This is a genomic window from Microcoleus sp. bin38.metabat.b11b12b14.051 (assembly GCF_013299165.1).
Taxonomy (GTDB): domain Bacteria; phylum Cyanobacteriota; class Cyanobacteriia; order Cyanobacteriales; family Microcoleaceae; genus Microcoleus.
The window spans coordinates 28,730-44,432 of sequence record NZ_JAAFKD010000017.1; the positions used below are offsets into that span (position 1 = coordinate 28,730).

14 protein-coding genes are annotated in these 15,703 nt (G+C 47.1%); 2 read left to right on the forward strand and 12 right to left on the reverse strand.

Going from position 1 to position 15,703, the window contains the following annotated elements:
• Nucleotides 1-182 precede the first annotated feature (182 nt).
• From QZW47_RS18420 to QZW47_RS18460, 9 genes are all read right to left on the reverse strand, one after another.
• Nucleotides 183-1,643 carry an IctB family putative bicarbonate transporter gene (locus tag QZW47_RS18420; RefSeq protein WP_293129443.1) on the reverse strand — a complete coding sequence of 487 codons (1,461 nt, stop codon included), beginning with the start codon at nucleotides 1,641-1,643 and terminating at the stop codon, nucleotides 183-185.
• 246 nt (nucleotides 1,644-1,889) lie between these two features.
• Entirely contained in the window at nucleotides 1,890-2,783 is an 894-nt protein-coding gene (locus QZW47_RS18425; protein ID WP_293129445.1) for a histidine kinase dimerization/phospho-acceptor domain-containing protein, read from the reverse strand.
• A 352-nt stretch (nucleotides 2,784-3,135) separates the two neighbouring features.
• Nucleotides 3,136-4,581 (reverse strand): 1-acyl-sn-glycerol-3-phosphate acyltransferase, encoded by a 1,446-nt coding sequence (locus QZW47_RS18430; RefSeq protein ID WP_293129447.1) that lies wholly within the window; start codon nucleotides 4,579-4,581, stop codon nucleotides 3,136-3,138.
• Nucleotides 4,582-4,939: 358 nt separating this feature from the next.
• Nucleotides 4,940-6,949 carry a ribonuclease catalytic domain-containing protein gene (locus tag QZW47_RS18435; protein WP_293129449.1) on the reverse strand — a complete coding sequence of 670 codons (2,010 nt, stop codon included), beginning with the start codon at nucleotides 6,947-6,949 and terminating at the stop codon, nucleotides 4,940-4,942.
• Nucleotides 6,950-7,259: 310 nt separating this feature from the next.
• Nucleotides 7,260-7,475 (reverse strand): 30S ribosomal protein S18, encoded by a 216-nt coding sequence (rpsR, locus tag QZW47_RS18440; protein ID WP_006631377.1) that lies wholly within the window; start codon nucleotides 7,473-7,475, stop codon nucleotides 7,260-7,262.
• 373 nt (nucleotides 7,476-7,848) lie between these two features.
• On the reverse strand, nucleotides 7,849-8,037 hold the full coding sequence (rpmG, locus tag QZW47_RS18445; protein WP_015175916.1) for a 50S ribosomal protein L33: 189 nt from the start codon (nucleotides 8,035-8,037) through the stop codon (nucleotides 7,849-7,851).
• A 38-nt stretch (nucleotides 8,038-8,075) separates the two neighbouring features.
• Nucleotides 8,076-8,609 (reverse strand): RDD family protein, encoded by a 534-nt coding sequence (locus tag QZW47_RS18450; RefSeq protein WP_293129451.1) that lies wholly within the window; start codon nucleotides 8,607-8,609, stop codon nucleotides 8,076-8,078.
• A gap of 104 nt (nucleotides 8,610-8,713) precedes the next feature.
• Complete coding sequence (locus QZW47_RS18455; RefSeq protein ID WP_293129453.1) at nucleotides 8,714-9,001, reverse strand: type II toxin-antitoxin system YafQ family toxin; 288 nt, start codon at nucleotides 8,999-9,001, stop codon at nucleotides 8,714-8,716.
• A complete protein-coding gene (locus QZW47_RS18460) occupies nucleotides 8,976-9,206 on the reverse strand; it encodes a hypothetical protein (protein WP_293129454.1) in 231 nt (76 codons plus the stop codon). The genes QZW47_RS18455 and QZW47_RS18460 overlap by 26 nt, the downstream gene beginning before the upstream one ends.
• A gap of 140 nt (nucleotides 9,207-9,346) precedes the next feature.
• On the opposite strand from QZW47_RS18460, the gene QZW47_RS18465 reads away from it, so the two are divergent.
• Nucleotides 9,347-10,201, forward strand: coding sequence for an SGNH/GDSL hydrolase family protein (locus QZW47_RS18465; RefSeq protein WP_293129456.1), 855 nt, complete (start codon nucleotides 9,347-9,349; stop codon nucleotides 10,199-10,201).
• Between the two features lie 65 nt (nucleotides 10,202-10,266).
• Here the strand turns inward: QZW47_RS18465 and QZW47_RS18470 are convergent, their stop codons facing one another.
• The 3 genes from QZW47_RS18470 to QZW47_RS18480 form a co-directional block, all read right to left on the reverse strand.
• Nucleotides 10,267-11,169 (reverse strand): DUF4436 family protein, encoded by a 903-nt coding sequence (locus QZW47_RS18470; RefSeq protein ID WP_293129458.1) that lies wholly within the window; start codon nucleotides 11,167-11,169, stop codon nucleotides 10,267-10,269.
• A 366-nt stretch (nucleotides 11,170-11,535) separates the two neighbouring features.
• A complete protein-coding gene (locus QZW47_RS18475) occupies nucleotides 11,536-13,032 on the reverse strand; it encodes a carotenoid oxygenase family protein (protein WP_293129460.1) in 1,497 nt (498 codons plus the stop codon).
• Nucleotides 13,033-13,185: 153 nt separating this feature from the next.
• On the reverse strand, nucleotides 13,186-14,637 hold the full coding sequence (locus QZW47_RS18480) for a folate/biopterin family MFS transporter (RefSeq protein ID WP_293129461.1): 1,452 nt from the start codon (nucleotides 14,635-14,637) through the stop codon (nucleotides 13,186-13,188).
• Between the two features lie 590 nt (nucleotides 14,638-15,227).
• Between QZW47_RS18480 and QZW47_RS18485 the strand changes: the two genes are divergently transcribed.
• The gene (locus QZW47_RS18485; RefSeq protein ID WP_293129462.1) at nucleotides 15,228-15,701 is read left to right on the forward strand and encodes a hypothetical protein; all 474 of its coding nucleotides are present in this window, start codon (nucleotides 15,228-15,230) and stop codon (nucleotides 15,699-15,701) included.
• Nucleotides 15,702-15,703: the final 2 nt, after the last annotated feature.

Here is a 15,703-nt window from a genome sequence, read left to right on the forward strand (position 1 = left end):
AGAAAACTAAATTATTCAGTGTTTCAATCCTGTGCCTTTTAGCCAGAGGTAGCCCTCATCCCAACTACTGCGCGGTAGCTGAACTTCGCCGAAGCTGGGGGATCTTCTTTCAACTGAATGAAAGCATCTTTCACGCCTCGCGCCGACAAGCGGGGAAAAAACCCCGCCGATACTTCTATTATCTACTCGCCCTCTGTCAAAGGTGAATCTTGCTGCTGCTGGGAGTTGTTGTAAAAACTAGCAATAATCGCCACCATCAACCACCAAAGCATATTAACTTCCGGCCGGTACCAAACGGTATCGAAAAAACCGTGAGCCATCATTCCGGCTAAAGTTGCGATCGCCCCAATCAGCCAAAACGCTTGATTCGATTTGAGATTTCGGATTTGGGATTTGAGATTTGGGGATTTTTCCTCTAAATTAGAGGTGTTAAATTGTGAATCCCGCAAACTTTTTATCTGCACTAAACCTTGATTGACGGTGACTGTCAGCAGCCACAGAAAACACATTAAACCGATAAAACCAGTTTCTACAGCAATTTCTAGCAGCACGGAATAAGCGCTCAAAGCAGTAAATTTCGGTTTCATGTAAAGCGGATAAACTTTATTAAAAGCCGTGTTTCCCGGGCCAATGCCGATAATTGGCCGATCGCGAATCATGTCAATCACCGCCGTCCAAACAGTAATCCGAAAATTGTTGCTGCTGTCGCCGCGGCCGACAAACATACTCGAAACTCGATCGCGCAAGGCTGGCACCAAAAGCACTCCCAAAATTAACGCTCCCGCCAAACCTCCTAACCCTAGCGGCAGGGCCAAAGTCCGCCAGAACTTAGGCATCAAAGGGCTGTACCAGTACCAAAGCAGCACTAAAAACACCACAAGCAGAGCCACAAAACCGATCCAAGCACCCCGGCTGTCGGTGTAGCGCAAACACGCGCAATTCACCACCAACATCGTCAGTGCTAAAAATTTAGTTCCCCATCCTTGCCACACAAAAAGTGCAGCAGCGCTCAAGGCAATGGCCGGAAGCAAATAGGAACCCAGCAAGTTGGGATTGCCCAAAAAACTGTAAACTCGCGTGAGATCGGCTTGACTAGAAGTCGGATCGTTCCAAGTAGCTAATGGTGGCACTTTATCAATCCACTGCCGCACGCCGTAGAAACTGACAACTAGAGCGACATTTAAATATACGGCTATTAACCAGGAGCGCCAGCGGGGATCTCGCAAAATCCGCGCCATCAGGGCAAAAAACAGCAAATACAGCGTTAGCTTGCTCCAACCGGTAAAAGCGGCGGCTTTCACCGGCGACATCGCCGTGGCGACGGTAGCAATGCCCCAGTACAAAAGTACCAGTAAGTGAATGGGTGTCAGGGCGATCGCGCGATCGTCAGAAACAGTCAGCAGCACCCAAAATGCAGCGCCAGCCGTCATCAACACCCCCACCAGGGCATTGTTCACAAACGGGCCCATACCAAAAGTCAAGGCCAGCAAAGCAAAACCCAGGGGTTCAGCCCACTGCATCAGCCAGCTACTCTGCCGCCAACTGCGCGCATTGCCGATCGCCCAATTCAATAAATAACTAGCATTTTGCCACTGAGAGAGCGACAAATTTGCCAGAGTTAACTGTTGCCAAACTGAATTCATTTCTATTTGAGATTTGTAGTTAATAACCGGGAATTGGTAATCGGTAATCAGTAATCGGTAATCGGTAATTTATTACTACTTTCGGAGTCAACTGTCAACTACTTTCGGAGTCAACAGTCAACAGTCAACTGCCAACAGTCAACTGCCAACTGCCAACTGTCAACTGTCAACTGCCAACTGCCAACTGCCAACTGCCAACTGCCAACTGCCAACTGTCAACTGTCAACTGTCAACTATCAACTATTTTTACCCTTCCAACAACTCCGTAGCATTGGTGCAGGGTAGCCAGAGCACGTAGCGATATCCAGAGTCCCCAGTGCCCTGAATCGAGAGTTGGCCGCCTTGAATTTCCACCAACTGGCAGCAAAGCAGCAACCCCAAGCGTTCCCTGTCCCCGTAGCCAGCTAACACCGGTGCGGTATCCGCGGCATTCTCGGCCACCAACGCCGCCAACTCAGAAAACTCCAGCGTTAACCGCTGGGATCTCTGTGTCTGTGTCGCCAGTTGCGGTTCGAGTTCGAGGAAGCAGGCTTCGGAATTCGATCGCCCACCGCTAGCCGATCCCACCTTTAGCAAGTAGTCGGAGTAGAGTTTAGCATGGGGCAAACTTTCTCCCAACCAAGGATGAAAAACCCAAACTCCGATGTTGATACCCTCTTCTTTCCGAGAAACGTGGATGCGAATCACGCTGCCTGCCCCAGCCGATTGAATAATGCTAAAAATTAAGTGGTGGAGCATTTGCTGAACTTTATCCTTATCGGCCAACCAGATGCGCGGCCCGGGCCCCATGGACAAGTTAATTTCTTGCTCTCGCTTGCTTGCTGCCGGCAACAGGATTGTCACAACTTGCTGGCACAAACTTTCTATATCGACTGCGGTTCGCTTCAAGGTGAAACTTGAATCATCTAATTCTGCAAGTTCCAAAATTTCTTCAACTAGCGATCGCAAAGAACGGCTGCTGTCTTGGATTACGTCGATATATTCTTTTTGCTTGCTGGTTAAGGGGCCGTAAATTTCTTGGTTCAAAACGCTTGCCATGCCGATCACCGAAGTGAGCGGGGTGAGCAATTCTTGCGCTAAATGATTTAGCAGTTTTATCTTAATTGAGTTACTAGATAAATCGATAGGTTTGTTATTCATCGGTTATTTTTTTTGCTTGATTATGGAGAGTATTTTGTTAGATAGAGTTTAGTTAAACCCTTGTAATTAATCTGGCAGTTAGGACTTTTGTCCTCAAACTCCTCCAGGGGCGAGAGGGAATAACTTTATTATCAGCGAACGTTCGGCACTTGATATTAGGGGTTTATTATACCTCTTCCCCCAATTTATAACAACGTGTTTGCTTCGCGATCCATCAAAAACGGAGCGGGAACGGAAAGGCAAAATATCTTCCTTATTCCTGCTTTTCGATTTCTACTTCTTCTTTCCTGCTTCTCTCTTGCTTTTTCTCTCTGCTTCCCTCGAACCTCTTCCGGCTGCGCGATGTGACTAATTAAGATTTAATCATTCCTTCTAAAGCTGATTGCAAGTCTTGAGTGAGTTCGGCAACGGCTAATCTGCGGCTGGTTTGATATCCCTGCCAGCGATCGCCCACTGAGATTGGTTCGCCCACGGTCATTTGTACCTGCTGTTTCCCCAAAGAAGGGCGGCCGAAAGGATTTCCGCCTTTGATGCGAGTCAGTACGTCCCACAGCAGTAAAGTTGTTTCTGCCAAACGTTCGGCTGTCAGCTTTTCTTGGACGTACCTGCCGGTGACGGAGACGAAACTTTCGACAAGTCTCATGTGCCACATTCGCAGACTTGCTTCTTCAGCGAGGCGATCGGCTAATCCTCGTTCTAAGGGACAAAGTGCTGCAATATCTTTGATATCTTCTCGATAAATATAGTCCCAGCCTGCTTGTTCCAGACGGCGGCAGCGGTCGATTAAACTGCCTTTTGGCTTTAAGTTAAAATATTCTTCTGCTACTTGCAAAGCCACGTCTAACAGTGCTGTAAGTCGAGGAATTATCTGCTCGTTGCCCCCATCATTTGCAGTTGGTTCTGGAAGTGATAATGAGGTTACAGCAGATGATGCGGGCTGTAAACCTCTATGATAAAAACGGGTATAAAATGCTTCCATAACAGCTAGCAAATGGCTGCCAAGGCGAATCAGGCGCAGATATTGGAATTTGTTGTTGTGGTTTTTGGTAGCGGAATTCTGGGTTTCTAAATTGGTGATCTCTGTGGGTTCTAATGCTGGGAGCCCGCAATCTATTTCTAATTGAGTTAAAAGCTTTTCTAGGGGTAGCCAAGGCGGATTGACATAGCGATATTGAATGCCGATCGGCACAATTAACACTTTTTCATCAGTGCGTCCGGCTTTTAGCAAGTCTTCGACGCACCAGAAGCCCATTTGAGCGATTCCCGGTTCCAGGGGGCTGACTATTTCATTGTGACCGTTGGTGGCGCCTTCTGGGGCGGCGGCGATGGGGAATTGGCTGTTGGCGAATAAATCGCGGGCCGATCGCAATCCAGCGCGATCGATCTTGCCGCGTACAATCGGAGTACCGCCGAGGCGAGAATACAGCCAACCGACGCCAGAACCGGCCCACAGGGGAATTCCGCGATCGTAGATAAAGTGGGAATGTACCGGAAATTGAAGGGGAATCCCCTTAGCCCGGGCCGCTTGGGGAACGAGTTTCCAAATTAGTTGTCCCAAACAGTAGGGATCTTCGGAGTTGGGGTGGCGGAAAGCTAATAAGAAGCGAACTTTCTGATTTTGAAATTGGTGGAATAGTTCGGCGAGGGTATCGACATTTTCGGCTTGAATATCGCTAATATTCGTCTTAAATCGCAGCCACCAAGGAAGTATTTGCTGACAACCTTGCACGATTAGGGGATTGTAGGCTGGCGGTATGAATTCCAGCGGCGGCTGAACTTGGTTAATAGAATTGGGCATTTGGCGATTTTAAATTTTAGATTTTAGTTCATATCATGTCCGATCGATTGACCGCAATCAGATTCGTTCGTAGTGCGGACTTTAGTCCGCAGCCTGAAAGCGGACTAAAGTCCGCACTACAAACCGTTCGTAGTGCGGACTTCAGTCCGCAGCCTGAAAGCGGACTGAAGTCCGCACTACAAACCTTTGGTAGTGCGGACTTCAGTCCGCAGCCTGAAAGCGGACTGAAGTCCGCACTACAAAGAGAAACAAAACCCACTTCAATGAGATTGGTAACTTAAGCTTATTCGTTTCTACCCACAAGCGCATAACTCCTGTTACTAAGATTTTGGCGATCCAAAATCCAAAATCTAAAATCCTATTGTGCAGCTTCGAGAATGACTTCTTGGAAGTTAATCACGTCCGATCGCGGATCGCAGTGTGTGACTTTGACTTCTAGCCGATCGCCAATTTCGACCGATCGACCAAATCGCATCGCCAACTCCAAACCCAACTCTTCCAACAAAATCAAGGCCAGATTACTATCTTCCCTCAACCAGCGCAGCATCAAAGCTTCCCAAACCTCATCGGGATTGCGCCGCAAATATTCCAATCCCCAATAACGGTTTGTTTGGCGTTCCACACTAGAAGCTTCTCTAACTGCGGTACCGAGACACATCACAATATCCTGTATTTCTTGGGCCGAAAAAGGCAGGGGCTCATCGCGCAGATGGGCTTTAATTTGGAAGTGAGTCAGCAAGTCGGTATAGCGGCGGATGGGAGACGTAACTTGGGTGTAGGATTCCAAACCCAAGCCTGCATGGCGTCCGGGGGTCAAACCCATCTCGCTGCGCGGCATACAGCGGCGCACGGCGCAGGCGCGGGCTGGGCCTGCGGGTACGGCTAGGAGTTCTTCTTCTGGGGGGAGTTCCGGCTGTGGCTGATAGCGGTAGGGAATTGGTAGGCTGTGGGTTTGACCGTAGCGGGCTGCGACTTCGCCAGCTAAAATCATCATTTCAGCTACTAACAGTCTGGCTGTGGAGTCGTCTATGACGTGAATTTTGATGTCATCGCCGTTGACTTTGATGACGGATTCGGGCATGAAAATGCTGATTGCGCCTTGGGTTTCCCGCCATTTTTGACGCAGTTTCGCTAAAGTGGCGATCGCGCTTATTTCCGGTTCTGCTTCAATTCCCAACTCCAGCATTTCATCTACATCATCGTAGGTTAAGCGATAGGTAGGTCTGATCTTGCTGATATAGATGTTGTAATCTTCGACTGCGCCAACTTCATCTAAGGTGACGCTAAAGCTGAGAGCGCTGCACTCTTTACCTTGAATTAAACTCATCGGCCCAGTTGCCAAAGCTGGGGGAAACATCGGAATCATGCCCGTGGGCAGATAAACTGTAGTGGTGCGCTTTCTGGCTTCGAGGTCGAGTTCGTCTCCGGGGGAAAGCAAGCGGGTGGGATCGGCTATGTGTATCCACAGGCGCTGCTGGCCGTTGTCGAGGAATTCTAAGCTGAGTCCGTCGTCGATTTCCGTGGTGCTCTCGTCGTCGATCGTGTAAACCTTGAGGTGAGTTAAATCGAGACGATCTGTGTCCGATTCGGTTAAGGGTTCTTCTAAGCAGCTTTGCGCCACTTCTAATACCTTTGCCGATAGTTGTAGAGGAATTTGGCTGCGTCGCAAAAACAGGTTTTCGTGGGGACTCCACAGGCCGAGATCGACTAGGAGCCCAAATGCTGCTTCGGGGTTTTCGGGACGTTGTAAGCTGGCTAAAGTTTCTAAAGCCGGGGTGCGATGAGTTGCTTCTTCTCCGAGGGTAGCAAAGCGTTCTAGGGCATCAAGGCGAGTTCGATCGCTAGGAAGCCAATCTACATTATTTTCTCCAGCTAGTCGCTGTTTGACTCGATCCCAAAATCCTTGAGACTCTTGGTGTCGCTGCTGTTCTACTTCTTGCTGGTGTTTGATTTCTGCTACTTGGGCGGTCGATCGCGGTTCGTAGCGATCGCCCTTTTGTTTGAAATACAGTTTATCTCCCGATAGCAAACAATAAGCTGCATAACATTGCGCCGGAGTGCGATCGGAAAATAGCAAAACGGCGAGGCCTTCTGGATCTGTATTTTCTCCGTCGTCCACTAGGAGTTCCCAAGCTACTTCTAGACTTGACGGATCTGAGTAAGCTTCTACTTCTTTAAGAAATTTGGAAATGTCGGAGGGTTTGTAAGTTTCTCCGACTGCTTCGTAGCTGATTTGTTTGGGCGGTATGCTGTGCGCTTGACCGTTTTCGTCTACCACGACCCAGTTTTTCTTGCCATCGGGGCGATCGGCAACGGCCAGACGGCGGTCGCCGTGCACTCTAAATTCTACTAACGTTCCCTTCTCCACTTGCCAGCTTTTTGTTTGAGATTTTGGATTTTAACAGTTGTCACTTTATCGAGTTTCTTTGCTTCCGATTTTAGATTTTGGATGTTTACATTTTTTAAATCAATTGTCAAAACTAACATCTAAAAAGTTGTGCTTTTTGTGCTTTAATTTTTAACTCTTGAGATTTTGATTAAGACTTACGCACTAGCGACTCAATATCAAATATTGCCAGCTATTAGCTACCATCGCTTACGACTAAAAGACGTTGTTTTCGCGTAAGTCTTATTTTTGTCCAAAATCTAAAATCTAAAATCTAAAATCCAAAATCTAGTTAGCCTTCTTGGTTTACGAAGGGCATCAAAGCTACGATTCTTGCTCTTTTGATGCTACGGGTTAGGTCGCGCTGTTGTTTTGCGGTCAAACCTGTAATCCGGCGGGGCAAGATTTTACCACGTTCTGTGACGTATTTTTTGAGCAAATCGACATCTTTATAGTCGATCGGGTCTCCTGGTTTGATTGGCGAAACGCGCCGGCGAAAGTAAGTCATGGTTCTTTGGTAATTGGTAATCGGTAATCGGTAATTGGTAATTGGTAATCGGTAATCGGTAATCGGTAATTGGTAATTGGTAATTGGTAGTTCTTGAAAGATTCTTGAATGACTGCGATAGTAGAAACTATTGGTCATTCATCTTTAAACACTACTTATTCTCTATTTTCCATTCTCCATTGGTATCAACTTAAGCCCGATAGACCGCCAGGGACTCAAGTCCCTGGCTAATAGCGAAAGTCCTCTAAAGAGGACTAATGAGTTATTTAGTCCTCTTTAGAGGACTTTCGCTATGAGGCAGGGGTTTAAACCCCTGCCGGAATAAGGGTTTGACCTTAAGTTGACACCATTGCCATTACTCATTACCCATTCCCTACTTGATCTCTTTGTGAGCAGTGTGCTTGTTGCAATGGGGGCAGAACTTTTTGAGTTCTAGCCGCGCCGTCGTGTTGCGACGGTTCTTGGTCGTGGTGTACCGAGACACGCCTTTCGAGCGTTTGCTCGCGTTTGTTCGGCACTCAGTACACTCTAGGGTAATTATGATGCGGACGCCTTTAGCCATAATTCTAAATAAATTTCGACTAATTTAAACACAATTTATTATCGTCTCACATTTGTCTGCACTTGGTCAAGCAATCTTCTAACTTTGATGTCGAGGGAGTAGCCGCGCCGGGCTCCGATGACGATCGTCTCGCCGAGTCGATCGTGAAAAGCTTGGGGAAACCGGGCGGTATCGGTGAAAGCAACGCTACAGTCGATCGCCAGTGGTAACATCAGCAGCAAGACGCCCGCGTTGCTTGATGTGAGGCCACCTACACCTGCGAAGGCTAGGGCGGCGCAAAAGCCCAGCAATGCCTCACGCTTGCAGAGTTCTTGCACTCCAGGAATCCGTTGGAACCTGGTATCGGCAATTTTCATGTCCAAGGCCCAGCGCCCGAGACTTTGACCTTGGTTTTTCCTGACGGCGGGTACCCGCAGGATCATCCACAGTAGGATAAAAAGGATGGTTTGGGCGATCGGATTTGTGGCGAGAATCAAACTGGGTATCCAAACGGCAATGCCGTCGATGCAGAAGGCACCGGCGCGGCGGGCGATCGATACTTTCGGAATCAGGGGAACTAGATCGGAACTCATGGGCTAAAAAAGAATTACTTTAAAATGCGTAAGTCCTGTTTCTATGGTAATCGAAATCAAGGGGCTTGGAGCCGTAGGGCATAGGGTCAAGGCGCAGCTACATATTAATAAACCTCATCATGGCTTCCAACATCAACCAATAGAATCACCATTTCTAACAATTCCTCATCTTCAGAGAAATTAAAAATTATTCTGCAATCATATGTAACAGAACAAGACCATAATCCGGCTAACTCCCCTCCTAACTTGTGAGACTTCAAAGATGGCGTAAATGGATCATCTGCCAATAGCCTTAACACCTTAGCAATTTGATCCTTTAATTGTGGATTTTTCTTTGCGATCTTCCTAAAAGACCGATTAAATCCACTACTCCAGACAACTTCCATCATCATCTCCTAGTAAATCTGCAATCAAATCATCAACGCTTCCTCTCTTTGCTGTCCCCTTCTTAAAAGCTTCCATCACTTCCTGAGCATTCGCCAAAATTTCATCCCGCCGATTTTCAATCCGTCGCTTGCGGATTAACTCAAACAACTGATCCTGATCTTCTATTGATAAACTTTCGACTTGAGCGATAATTTCTTGCAAAGTCATCATGTAAGCTCCTTTTGACTAAAATTGACTAAATATTTCGCCTCCGCCAAAACCCGATCCTGAATCAAACGGCTTAATCCTTGTTCTGTCATAATATCTACCTTACAACCTAGTATATCTTGCAAATTCATAAAAACTGCGTCATGTCTCCAAATGTGAAATCGCCCCGTCCCAAATCCCCGAAACAGCAAGTTTTAATCAGACTTGTCCTCGCTGTAATTGCTGCTGTAATCGCCTTCAACATTCCTCACTCCTTAAGTCCCATGTTTAAAGAACCCGTATCCGAAGCCTCGCCGCCGCCCGAAATCCAAAACCTGCTCGCAGGGAAGCGCAGAATTGTGACTGTGGGCGACAGCATCACTGAAGCCGCAAAGTACCCCGGAGGTTACGTTTGGCTGCTGCAACGCTATCTGAATGCGCTTTATCCCGATCGCCAAATCGAGATCCTCAACGCCGGCATCTCCGGTAATAAGGCGAGTGATATGCAGGTGCGTTTTCAGAAAGATGCGATCGACAAAAAGCCAGATTTAATCACAATTAACGCCGGAGTCAACGACGTTTGGCACGCTTTCTTCGACTTCCAAAACCTTCAATTTCATCCCCAAGGCAACTTAGCTGCGGGAGTACCGCTAGCAGAATATATAGACAAAATAACTCAAATGGTGCTAGCAGCCAAAGCCGCAAGAATTCGAGTTGTGCTGCTTTCTCCTACTCCCATCCGCGAGATTCTCGACGGCCCAGAAAATCTCAGGTTGCAAGAATATGTTGCTGCGATGCGAGAAATTGCCAAGCAAAATCAGTGTTTATTTATCGATTTAAATGCACCCTTTCGGGAAGTAATCGGCACCTATCAAAAACACGCGGGAAAAACTCTAAATTTGTTGGCCGCCGATGGAGTTCACCCGAATCCGTCGGGATATCGAATCATTGCTTTTACTATCTTGCGCGGTTTGGGCGTACCCGCTAAGGATATTGAGAATTTACAGGTAAAAAATTGACAGTTTGTAGTGCGGACTTCAGTCCGCTGCATGAAAGCGGACTGAAGTCCGCACTACAAACAATGTTACTTATCAATGGGCGGATGATAACGCTTCAACCAACAGCTACCGATAATTACTAACGCTACTACTACAATAATTTCCGTCCAAAAAAACGAAAGGAAATCACTCGCAGTTCCCACTGGCGGAACTCCCGGTTGAGAATTGCGAATGGCTGGAAAAGCAAACAGCATCACACCCGTCCAACTCAGCATTCCAACTTCCGGCAACTTCCCCGATTTCATCACTTTTAATGCTAGCAACAGCGCCATACTTGACAGCACCCACATGATGACAATAATCACTATTGCAAAGAATTTCACCGGGAGTGACCGGGTTGCAGAAACATCGATATAAATAAAGATAGACGAATTCTCTTCCATCGGCTTGTAACTGATGTCGAAGCCGGGAACATCGGCATTAAACTTAAATTCCAGTGGCACGGGATTTAGCTCAAATGGAGCAAACTTTTTGCCAATAGAAGCCAGCGGATCGATCGAAATAGCTACTTTAGCAATGTGCGTGTCAAATGGATAATTGTTGATTTTGCCCTTGACTAAGTTAAACTTTAATGCCGGGACAATCATCGGCTTGCCTTCTTTAAAGATAATTTCCGAATCCTCGACATTAGCACCGTTAACTGTCATTAACAAATCTTGAGCCGGATAAGTTGGCCCTTTTTTATAAATACCTTTGAGATCGAACCGCAAGCGAGTTTCAAATTCATTTTTAACCGGGTCTACCCCAATAACCGTCATTTTGACCTCAACCAAGCCTTTGGGGGCTACAGTAGTATCGGGAGAAGCATTGTAGGGTTCTTGAGCATTCGCATTGTGAGAGTAAATAGATAGTATAATTGCAAAAACTACGGTGACGCTGCAAATTGAAATAAGTATTTTTTTGAGATTTATTTTGTTGACAGTTTGCATTAATTATGAGTGTTTGATAATTTGAATTTCAATTGTTCTTAGCATTCCCACAGCCCACCATTAACCAAGCAGGTTCGTAGTGAGGACTTTAGTCCGCATAAATCACAGGACTAAAGTCCTCACTACAAACCTGTTCGTAATTAGGACTTTAGTCCGCATAAATCACAGGACTAAAGTCCAGGTTCGTAGTGAGGACTTTAGTCCGCATAAATCACAGGACTAAAGTCCTCACTACAAACCTGTTCGTAATTAGGACTTTAGTCCGCATAAATCACAGGACTAAAGTCCTCACTACAAGCCTGTTCGTAATTAGGACTTTAGTCAAGCGTCATGGATGCGGACTAAAGTCCTCACTACGAACCTTTTTTACGAACCGACAGGAAGCAGTACGTTTGGTGTAAAACTGCCGTGCAAACCGTAGGGAATGTGCTGTTTTAAATGCAGGTGCGCTAGGGGGCCTTTGGTGATATCGCTGGCATCTAGAATCGCTAAGGTCGATCGATGATTAGCTGCATCATACATCAAAACCAACAGCCAACCGTCATCTTCAGCAACAGCATCGGGGCGAGGAACAAACACTGGTTCCCCCGCAAACCCGCGCGGCGCGACACTCCAAAGTTGCCTCTCATCCGTTAGGAAATCTATTTTAAGAATAGCTTGCAAAGGAGCATTCCCGGTGGCAGAATCGGCAGCGCCGATATAAAGATATCGGTAAGATTGTCCGACATTATTCGGATGCAAAGTCGGAAACTCGCAACACCGAGTCTCAACAACTTGATGCTGCACAGTTTTATCTTGCAGATTTAGCTTAAACCGCCACAATTCGCCTGCTGGAATGGTGTCAAAATCAATTTCCAGAAAATCGCCATCATGTTCTACAGTTGGAAATGATTCGTAGCAAACTGAATCAACAAAAACTTGACCGTCTTCTTCCCATGCGTTGCAGTGGTGAAAGACAAAACAAGGTTCCGTTTCTAATACTTTTACTTCGTCAGTGCCGTTGCGGGGAATTAAAATTGCTTGGGTGGGCTTGTTTGGTGAAAATTGAATGCACTGGGCTGCACTCCGAAATCCTAAGAGGAAAAGTAGGGGATTGAAGCTGACGGGATTTTGGAAGAATATGCAGTAATTCGGGGTAATTACCATGTCGTGCAAAAAGGCAAAACCCGGGATTGCATGGGCGTGTTTTTGTAACAGTTTGCCGCTTTCGTCGAATTCGTAAATGGTGATTGTACTCGACAAACCGGGCTTGACGGAAAAGTTGATTAGTCTGTCTCCGGCTCCATTTTTGCCTTTTTCAATTCTCGGGTGGGCGGCGAAGGCTTCACCGGGTTCTAAGATGCCGTCTAGGGTGTCTAATCCGATGGTTTCTAGGGTGCGGGGGTCGAGTCTGTAGGGCTGTGCTGCTTCCCAGAGTGCTAGCAGTTTGTCGCCCCAATAAATGATGTTGGTGTTGGCGATGTTTTTGATTTTGACATCGAAGATGTTGGCTAACCAGCCGCCGGGTTTCTGTGTGCCGAATACGCCTCGATGCAGGATTTTTCCGGCTTTTTGTTCGGCGAGGTAGCCTTCGGTACGCACGAATCGGTTGCGGAAGTGGGCGCGTTTGTCGGAAATTACGATCGCACAAACCATCCCGTCGCCGTCAAAGGGGTGATGAATGCGTGAACCGTTGACATCCAATAATCCGGGCCCGTTGCGAAAGAATGTGCCTTGCAAGCCTGCGGGGATTTCGCCTTCTATGTCGTCAATCCAGTAGTCGGATTCGTTGGGTTGGGATTCGTAGCCGCGCTGCCAGTCTTTGCGATCGTATGATGGTTTTTCGGCTGTTGTTTGAGGTTGGGGAATTTGTAGTTTTTGCATGGGTGGAATAAGCTTTTTTTGTTTAACCGCAGAGGGCGCAGAGAGCGCAGAGAGAGGAGAAGATGGGAAGAGGGGGATTTTTTTGTTCTTCTTTATTCCTTATAGCTGATGACAACTAACAATTGAAAACTATCAACTGCTAACTGCCAACTGTCAACTATCAACTCTGCGGCTTTCGGGAATTGATGTCGGTACTAAGTCGGGAAAGTATTCGGGCATGAAATGCTGTCCGCCCGGTTTGGCACAGCCGAGTTCTGGTTCTAATACTGGGAGAGATTGTTGGTAGTTTGGATCGCCACTTTCTGCACTGTCAGCGGGTAGCCAATTTAAGAAGGGGAGGGGTAGAAGTGTGGAGAGGTTGGTGATGACTACTAGCAGCCAGAGGTAGTCGAAATTGCGATCGGTAATTCCCAGCCAGTGAGTTAAAATTGCACCGCCTTCGTAGGAAATAAGTCCTGCTAAATTGCTGACTGACATCAATACTGCAAATAGTGTTGCTTCGACGCCGGGGGGACACAACCGTGCGGAGAGTACCAGCACCGGCATATAGGCAATTTGTCCGATTACTGTTAGGATGAGGCTGTCTCCAATGCTGAACCACTGGTCGTCAATTCCTAATGCTCGGTTGGCATGAGTTACTAATAGTAACGTTGTCATGCCTAAAGCTGTGGCAATGACTGTTGACCAACCAAAAATTACTCGAAATGGAATTGCTTTGAGGTAGCGTTGAAACAGCCAGATTCCTACTAGCGCGGCTATGCTGGTGACAAGGCGCACTCGACCGAGAAATTCTGGTTGAAAGCCTAATTCGTTGGTGGTGAAAAAGAAGAAGGCGGAGTCTGAGCTTGGGGTGGCTTGCCACAGGAATAGAAAGGCGGTGGGCAGCCAGATGGTTTTTTGGGTAACAGCTTCCCGCAGTTTTTTTACTTGGTCTTTGACTGTGGCAAAGTCAGTTTTTTTGTAGATTTTCTCTTCGGTAATTAACCAGGCTGTTGCTGATACAATGAGCGGAAAAGATGCGGTGATCAAAAAGATGGTGTGGGTGCTGAAGTGTTGCAGCAGGGAACCACTGAGGTAGGCGGTGATTAGTCCGCCGATCGCAGATGCACCCCAAGATAATGATTGCAGGGAACCGGCATCGGTAACGGTTTCTTTTCTCGCTCTCTCTACCACTAGGGAGTCGGCGATTACGTCGCTGACTGCGAGGGATAGGGAACTAAGGGCGATCGCCCCTGTAGCGGCTAACGGTGTGTGTACAATTGTTGCGAGGCTCACCCATGCTGCGGTTCCTAACAGCCCGGAGAGGACGATGTAAGGCCGTCTCCGATAGCCGAATATGGGCAAGCCATCGGACATGAAGCCAAATAGGGGCTTGATAATCCAAGGTAGGGCGACGACGCCCAGCATTGCTGAGACTTCGGCGGGACTCATGCCGAGTTCGTCTTTCAGGAAGAAGCTGACGGCTAAGCGGGCTAGTCCGAGAATGCCTTGGACGAAGTAAATCAGTAAGATGGCTATGAGTTCCGGGGTTGGCTCATTCCCGAAGAATACTTTTTCTTTTAAAGATTCTTTGAGTTTGCTGGCGCCAGAGGGGGAAAGGAGCATTTGAGCAATATTTCTTAATGAATCTCAATATTTATAACACATTCTTTAATGATTTGCCCGGGCTGTGGCTGGTGAGATGCCAGAGTAGCGGGGAACTGGCAGCGGGTATACAATAATTGTGGTTAGCTGAAATTAAACTATGTTTTGTAGCCGTCAGGAACTCAGGTCTAAAGACACTGAGCTTGCAAGAGTAATCGAGTAAGCTATTCTGACCAGCCTAAGACTTTCGAGGTCTACGTTATTCGGGTCACGATACCGGAGAATGCGACGCTAGTTTTCCGCTCTATCGCCAGTAGTTAAACAGTCTTAAAGTCACTGAGACAGTGCTCCTAGCCTAACAAGCCCTTATAACATTGACCGACAAGCGAACATTACCCGCAAGGGAGGCCCAACAAAGGCAACCATTATGCGATCGCGGATTGTGAAGCTTGAAATGGTAATTGTCCCATTGAGAGTACATTACAAAAGTACACGAGAGCCAAGCAATCCCAAGGCGGTAATGGAAAGATTCACGGTGGTTAAAACCACCCGTGTCGTTTCCCTCTCCGAGGCTCAAGCCACGCTCGTTTCCCACTTACCGAGTTTTTTTTATGAAAGCAGAAATTAGAATTATTTCTCTGGCAGTTGCTTGGATTTTAGGATTGGGGGCTAATGTAGCGTTAGCTTTACCTGTTGCTAATCCGCAAGGTGATTATCCTGGGCCAGTGAGACAGCGGGGGAACAGACAAGTGAATTGGGTGGTTGTTGACTCGGATTCTAGGTTGAACTGTCGGATGGCTGAGAGATTTCAATCCGTTTCTGTGGATGCCCTTGATGCACCGGATGAGTTGTTTGAAAGGAATAAACACAATGTTTCTCAGTGGCCTGTGGTGACGACTTTTCGCCGGGGAAAACGCTTGCAAGCGGTGACTGGAAATAATGCCAATCAAATTATGATTGCTGATTCTCAGGGTAAACCTTGGTTGCCGATTTCCACAGATAAGGGTAATTGTTTTGTGCGGGCTAACAGCCGTTTTATTAAGCCGATTCGGGAAAATCCTACTACTTTAGAACCTTTGGAATAACT

Bases quoted from the DNA above. Each gene is read 5' to 3' on its own strand.
- QZW47_RS18420 (WP_293129443.1), bottom strand. From the start codon at position 1,643: ATGAATTCAGTTTGGCAACAGTTAACTCTGGCAAATTTGTCGCTCTCT.
- QZW47_RS18425 (WP_293129445.1), bottom strand. From the start codon at position 2,783: ATGAATAACAAACCTATCGATTTATCTAGTAACTCAATTAAGATAAAA.
- QZW47_RS18430 (WP_293129447.1), bottom strand. From the start codon at position 4,581: ATGCCCAATTCTATTAACCAAGTTCAGCCGCCGCTGGAATTCATACCG.
- rpsR (WP_006631377.1), bottom strand. From the start codon at position 7,475: ATGACTTACTTTCGCCGGCGCGTTTCGCCAATCAAACCAGGAGACCCG.
- rpmG (WP_015175916.1), bottom strand. From the start codon at position 8,037: ATGGCTAAAGGCGTCCGCATCATAATTACCCTAGAGTGTACTGAGTGC.
- QZW47_RS18450 (WP_293129451.1), bottom strand. From the start codon at position 8,609: ATGAGTTCCGATCTAGTTCCCCTGATTCCGAAAGTATCGATCGCCCGC.
- QZW47_RS18455 (WP_293129453.1), bottom strand. From the start codon at position 9,001: ATGATGATGGAAGTTGTCTGGAGTAGTGGATTTAATCGGTCTTTTAGG.
- QZW47_RS18460 (WP_293129454.1), bottom strand. From the start codon at position 9,206: ATGATGACTTTGCAAGAAATTATCGCTCAAGTCGAAAGTTTATCAATA.
- QZW47_RS18465 (WP_293129456.1), top strand. From the start codon at position 9,347: ATGTCTCCAAATGTGAAATCGCCCCGTCCCAAATCCCCGAAACAGCAA.
- QZW47_RS18470 (WP_293129458.1), bottom strand. From the start codon at position 11,169: ATGCAAACTGTCAACAAAATAAATCTCAAAAAAATACTTATTTCAATT.
- QZW47_RS18475 (WP_293129460.1), bottom strand. From the start codon at position 13,032: ATGCAAAAACTACAAATTCCCCAACCTCAAACAACAGCCGAAAAACCA.
- QZW47_RS18480 (WP_293129461.1), bottom strand. From the start codon at position 14,637: ATGCTCCTTTCCCCCTCTGGCGCCAGCAAACTCAAAGAATCTTTAAAA.
- QZW47_RS18485 (WP_293129462.1), top strand. From the start codon at position 15,228: ATGAAAGCAGAAATTAGAATTATTTCTCTGGCAGTTGCTTGGATTTTA.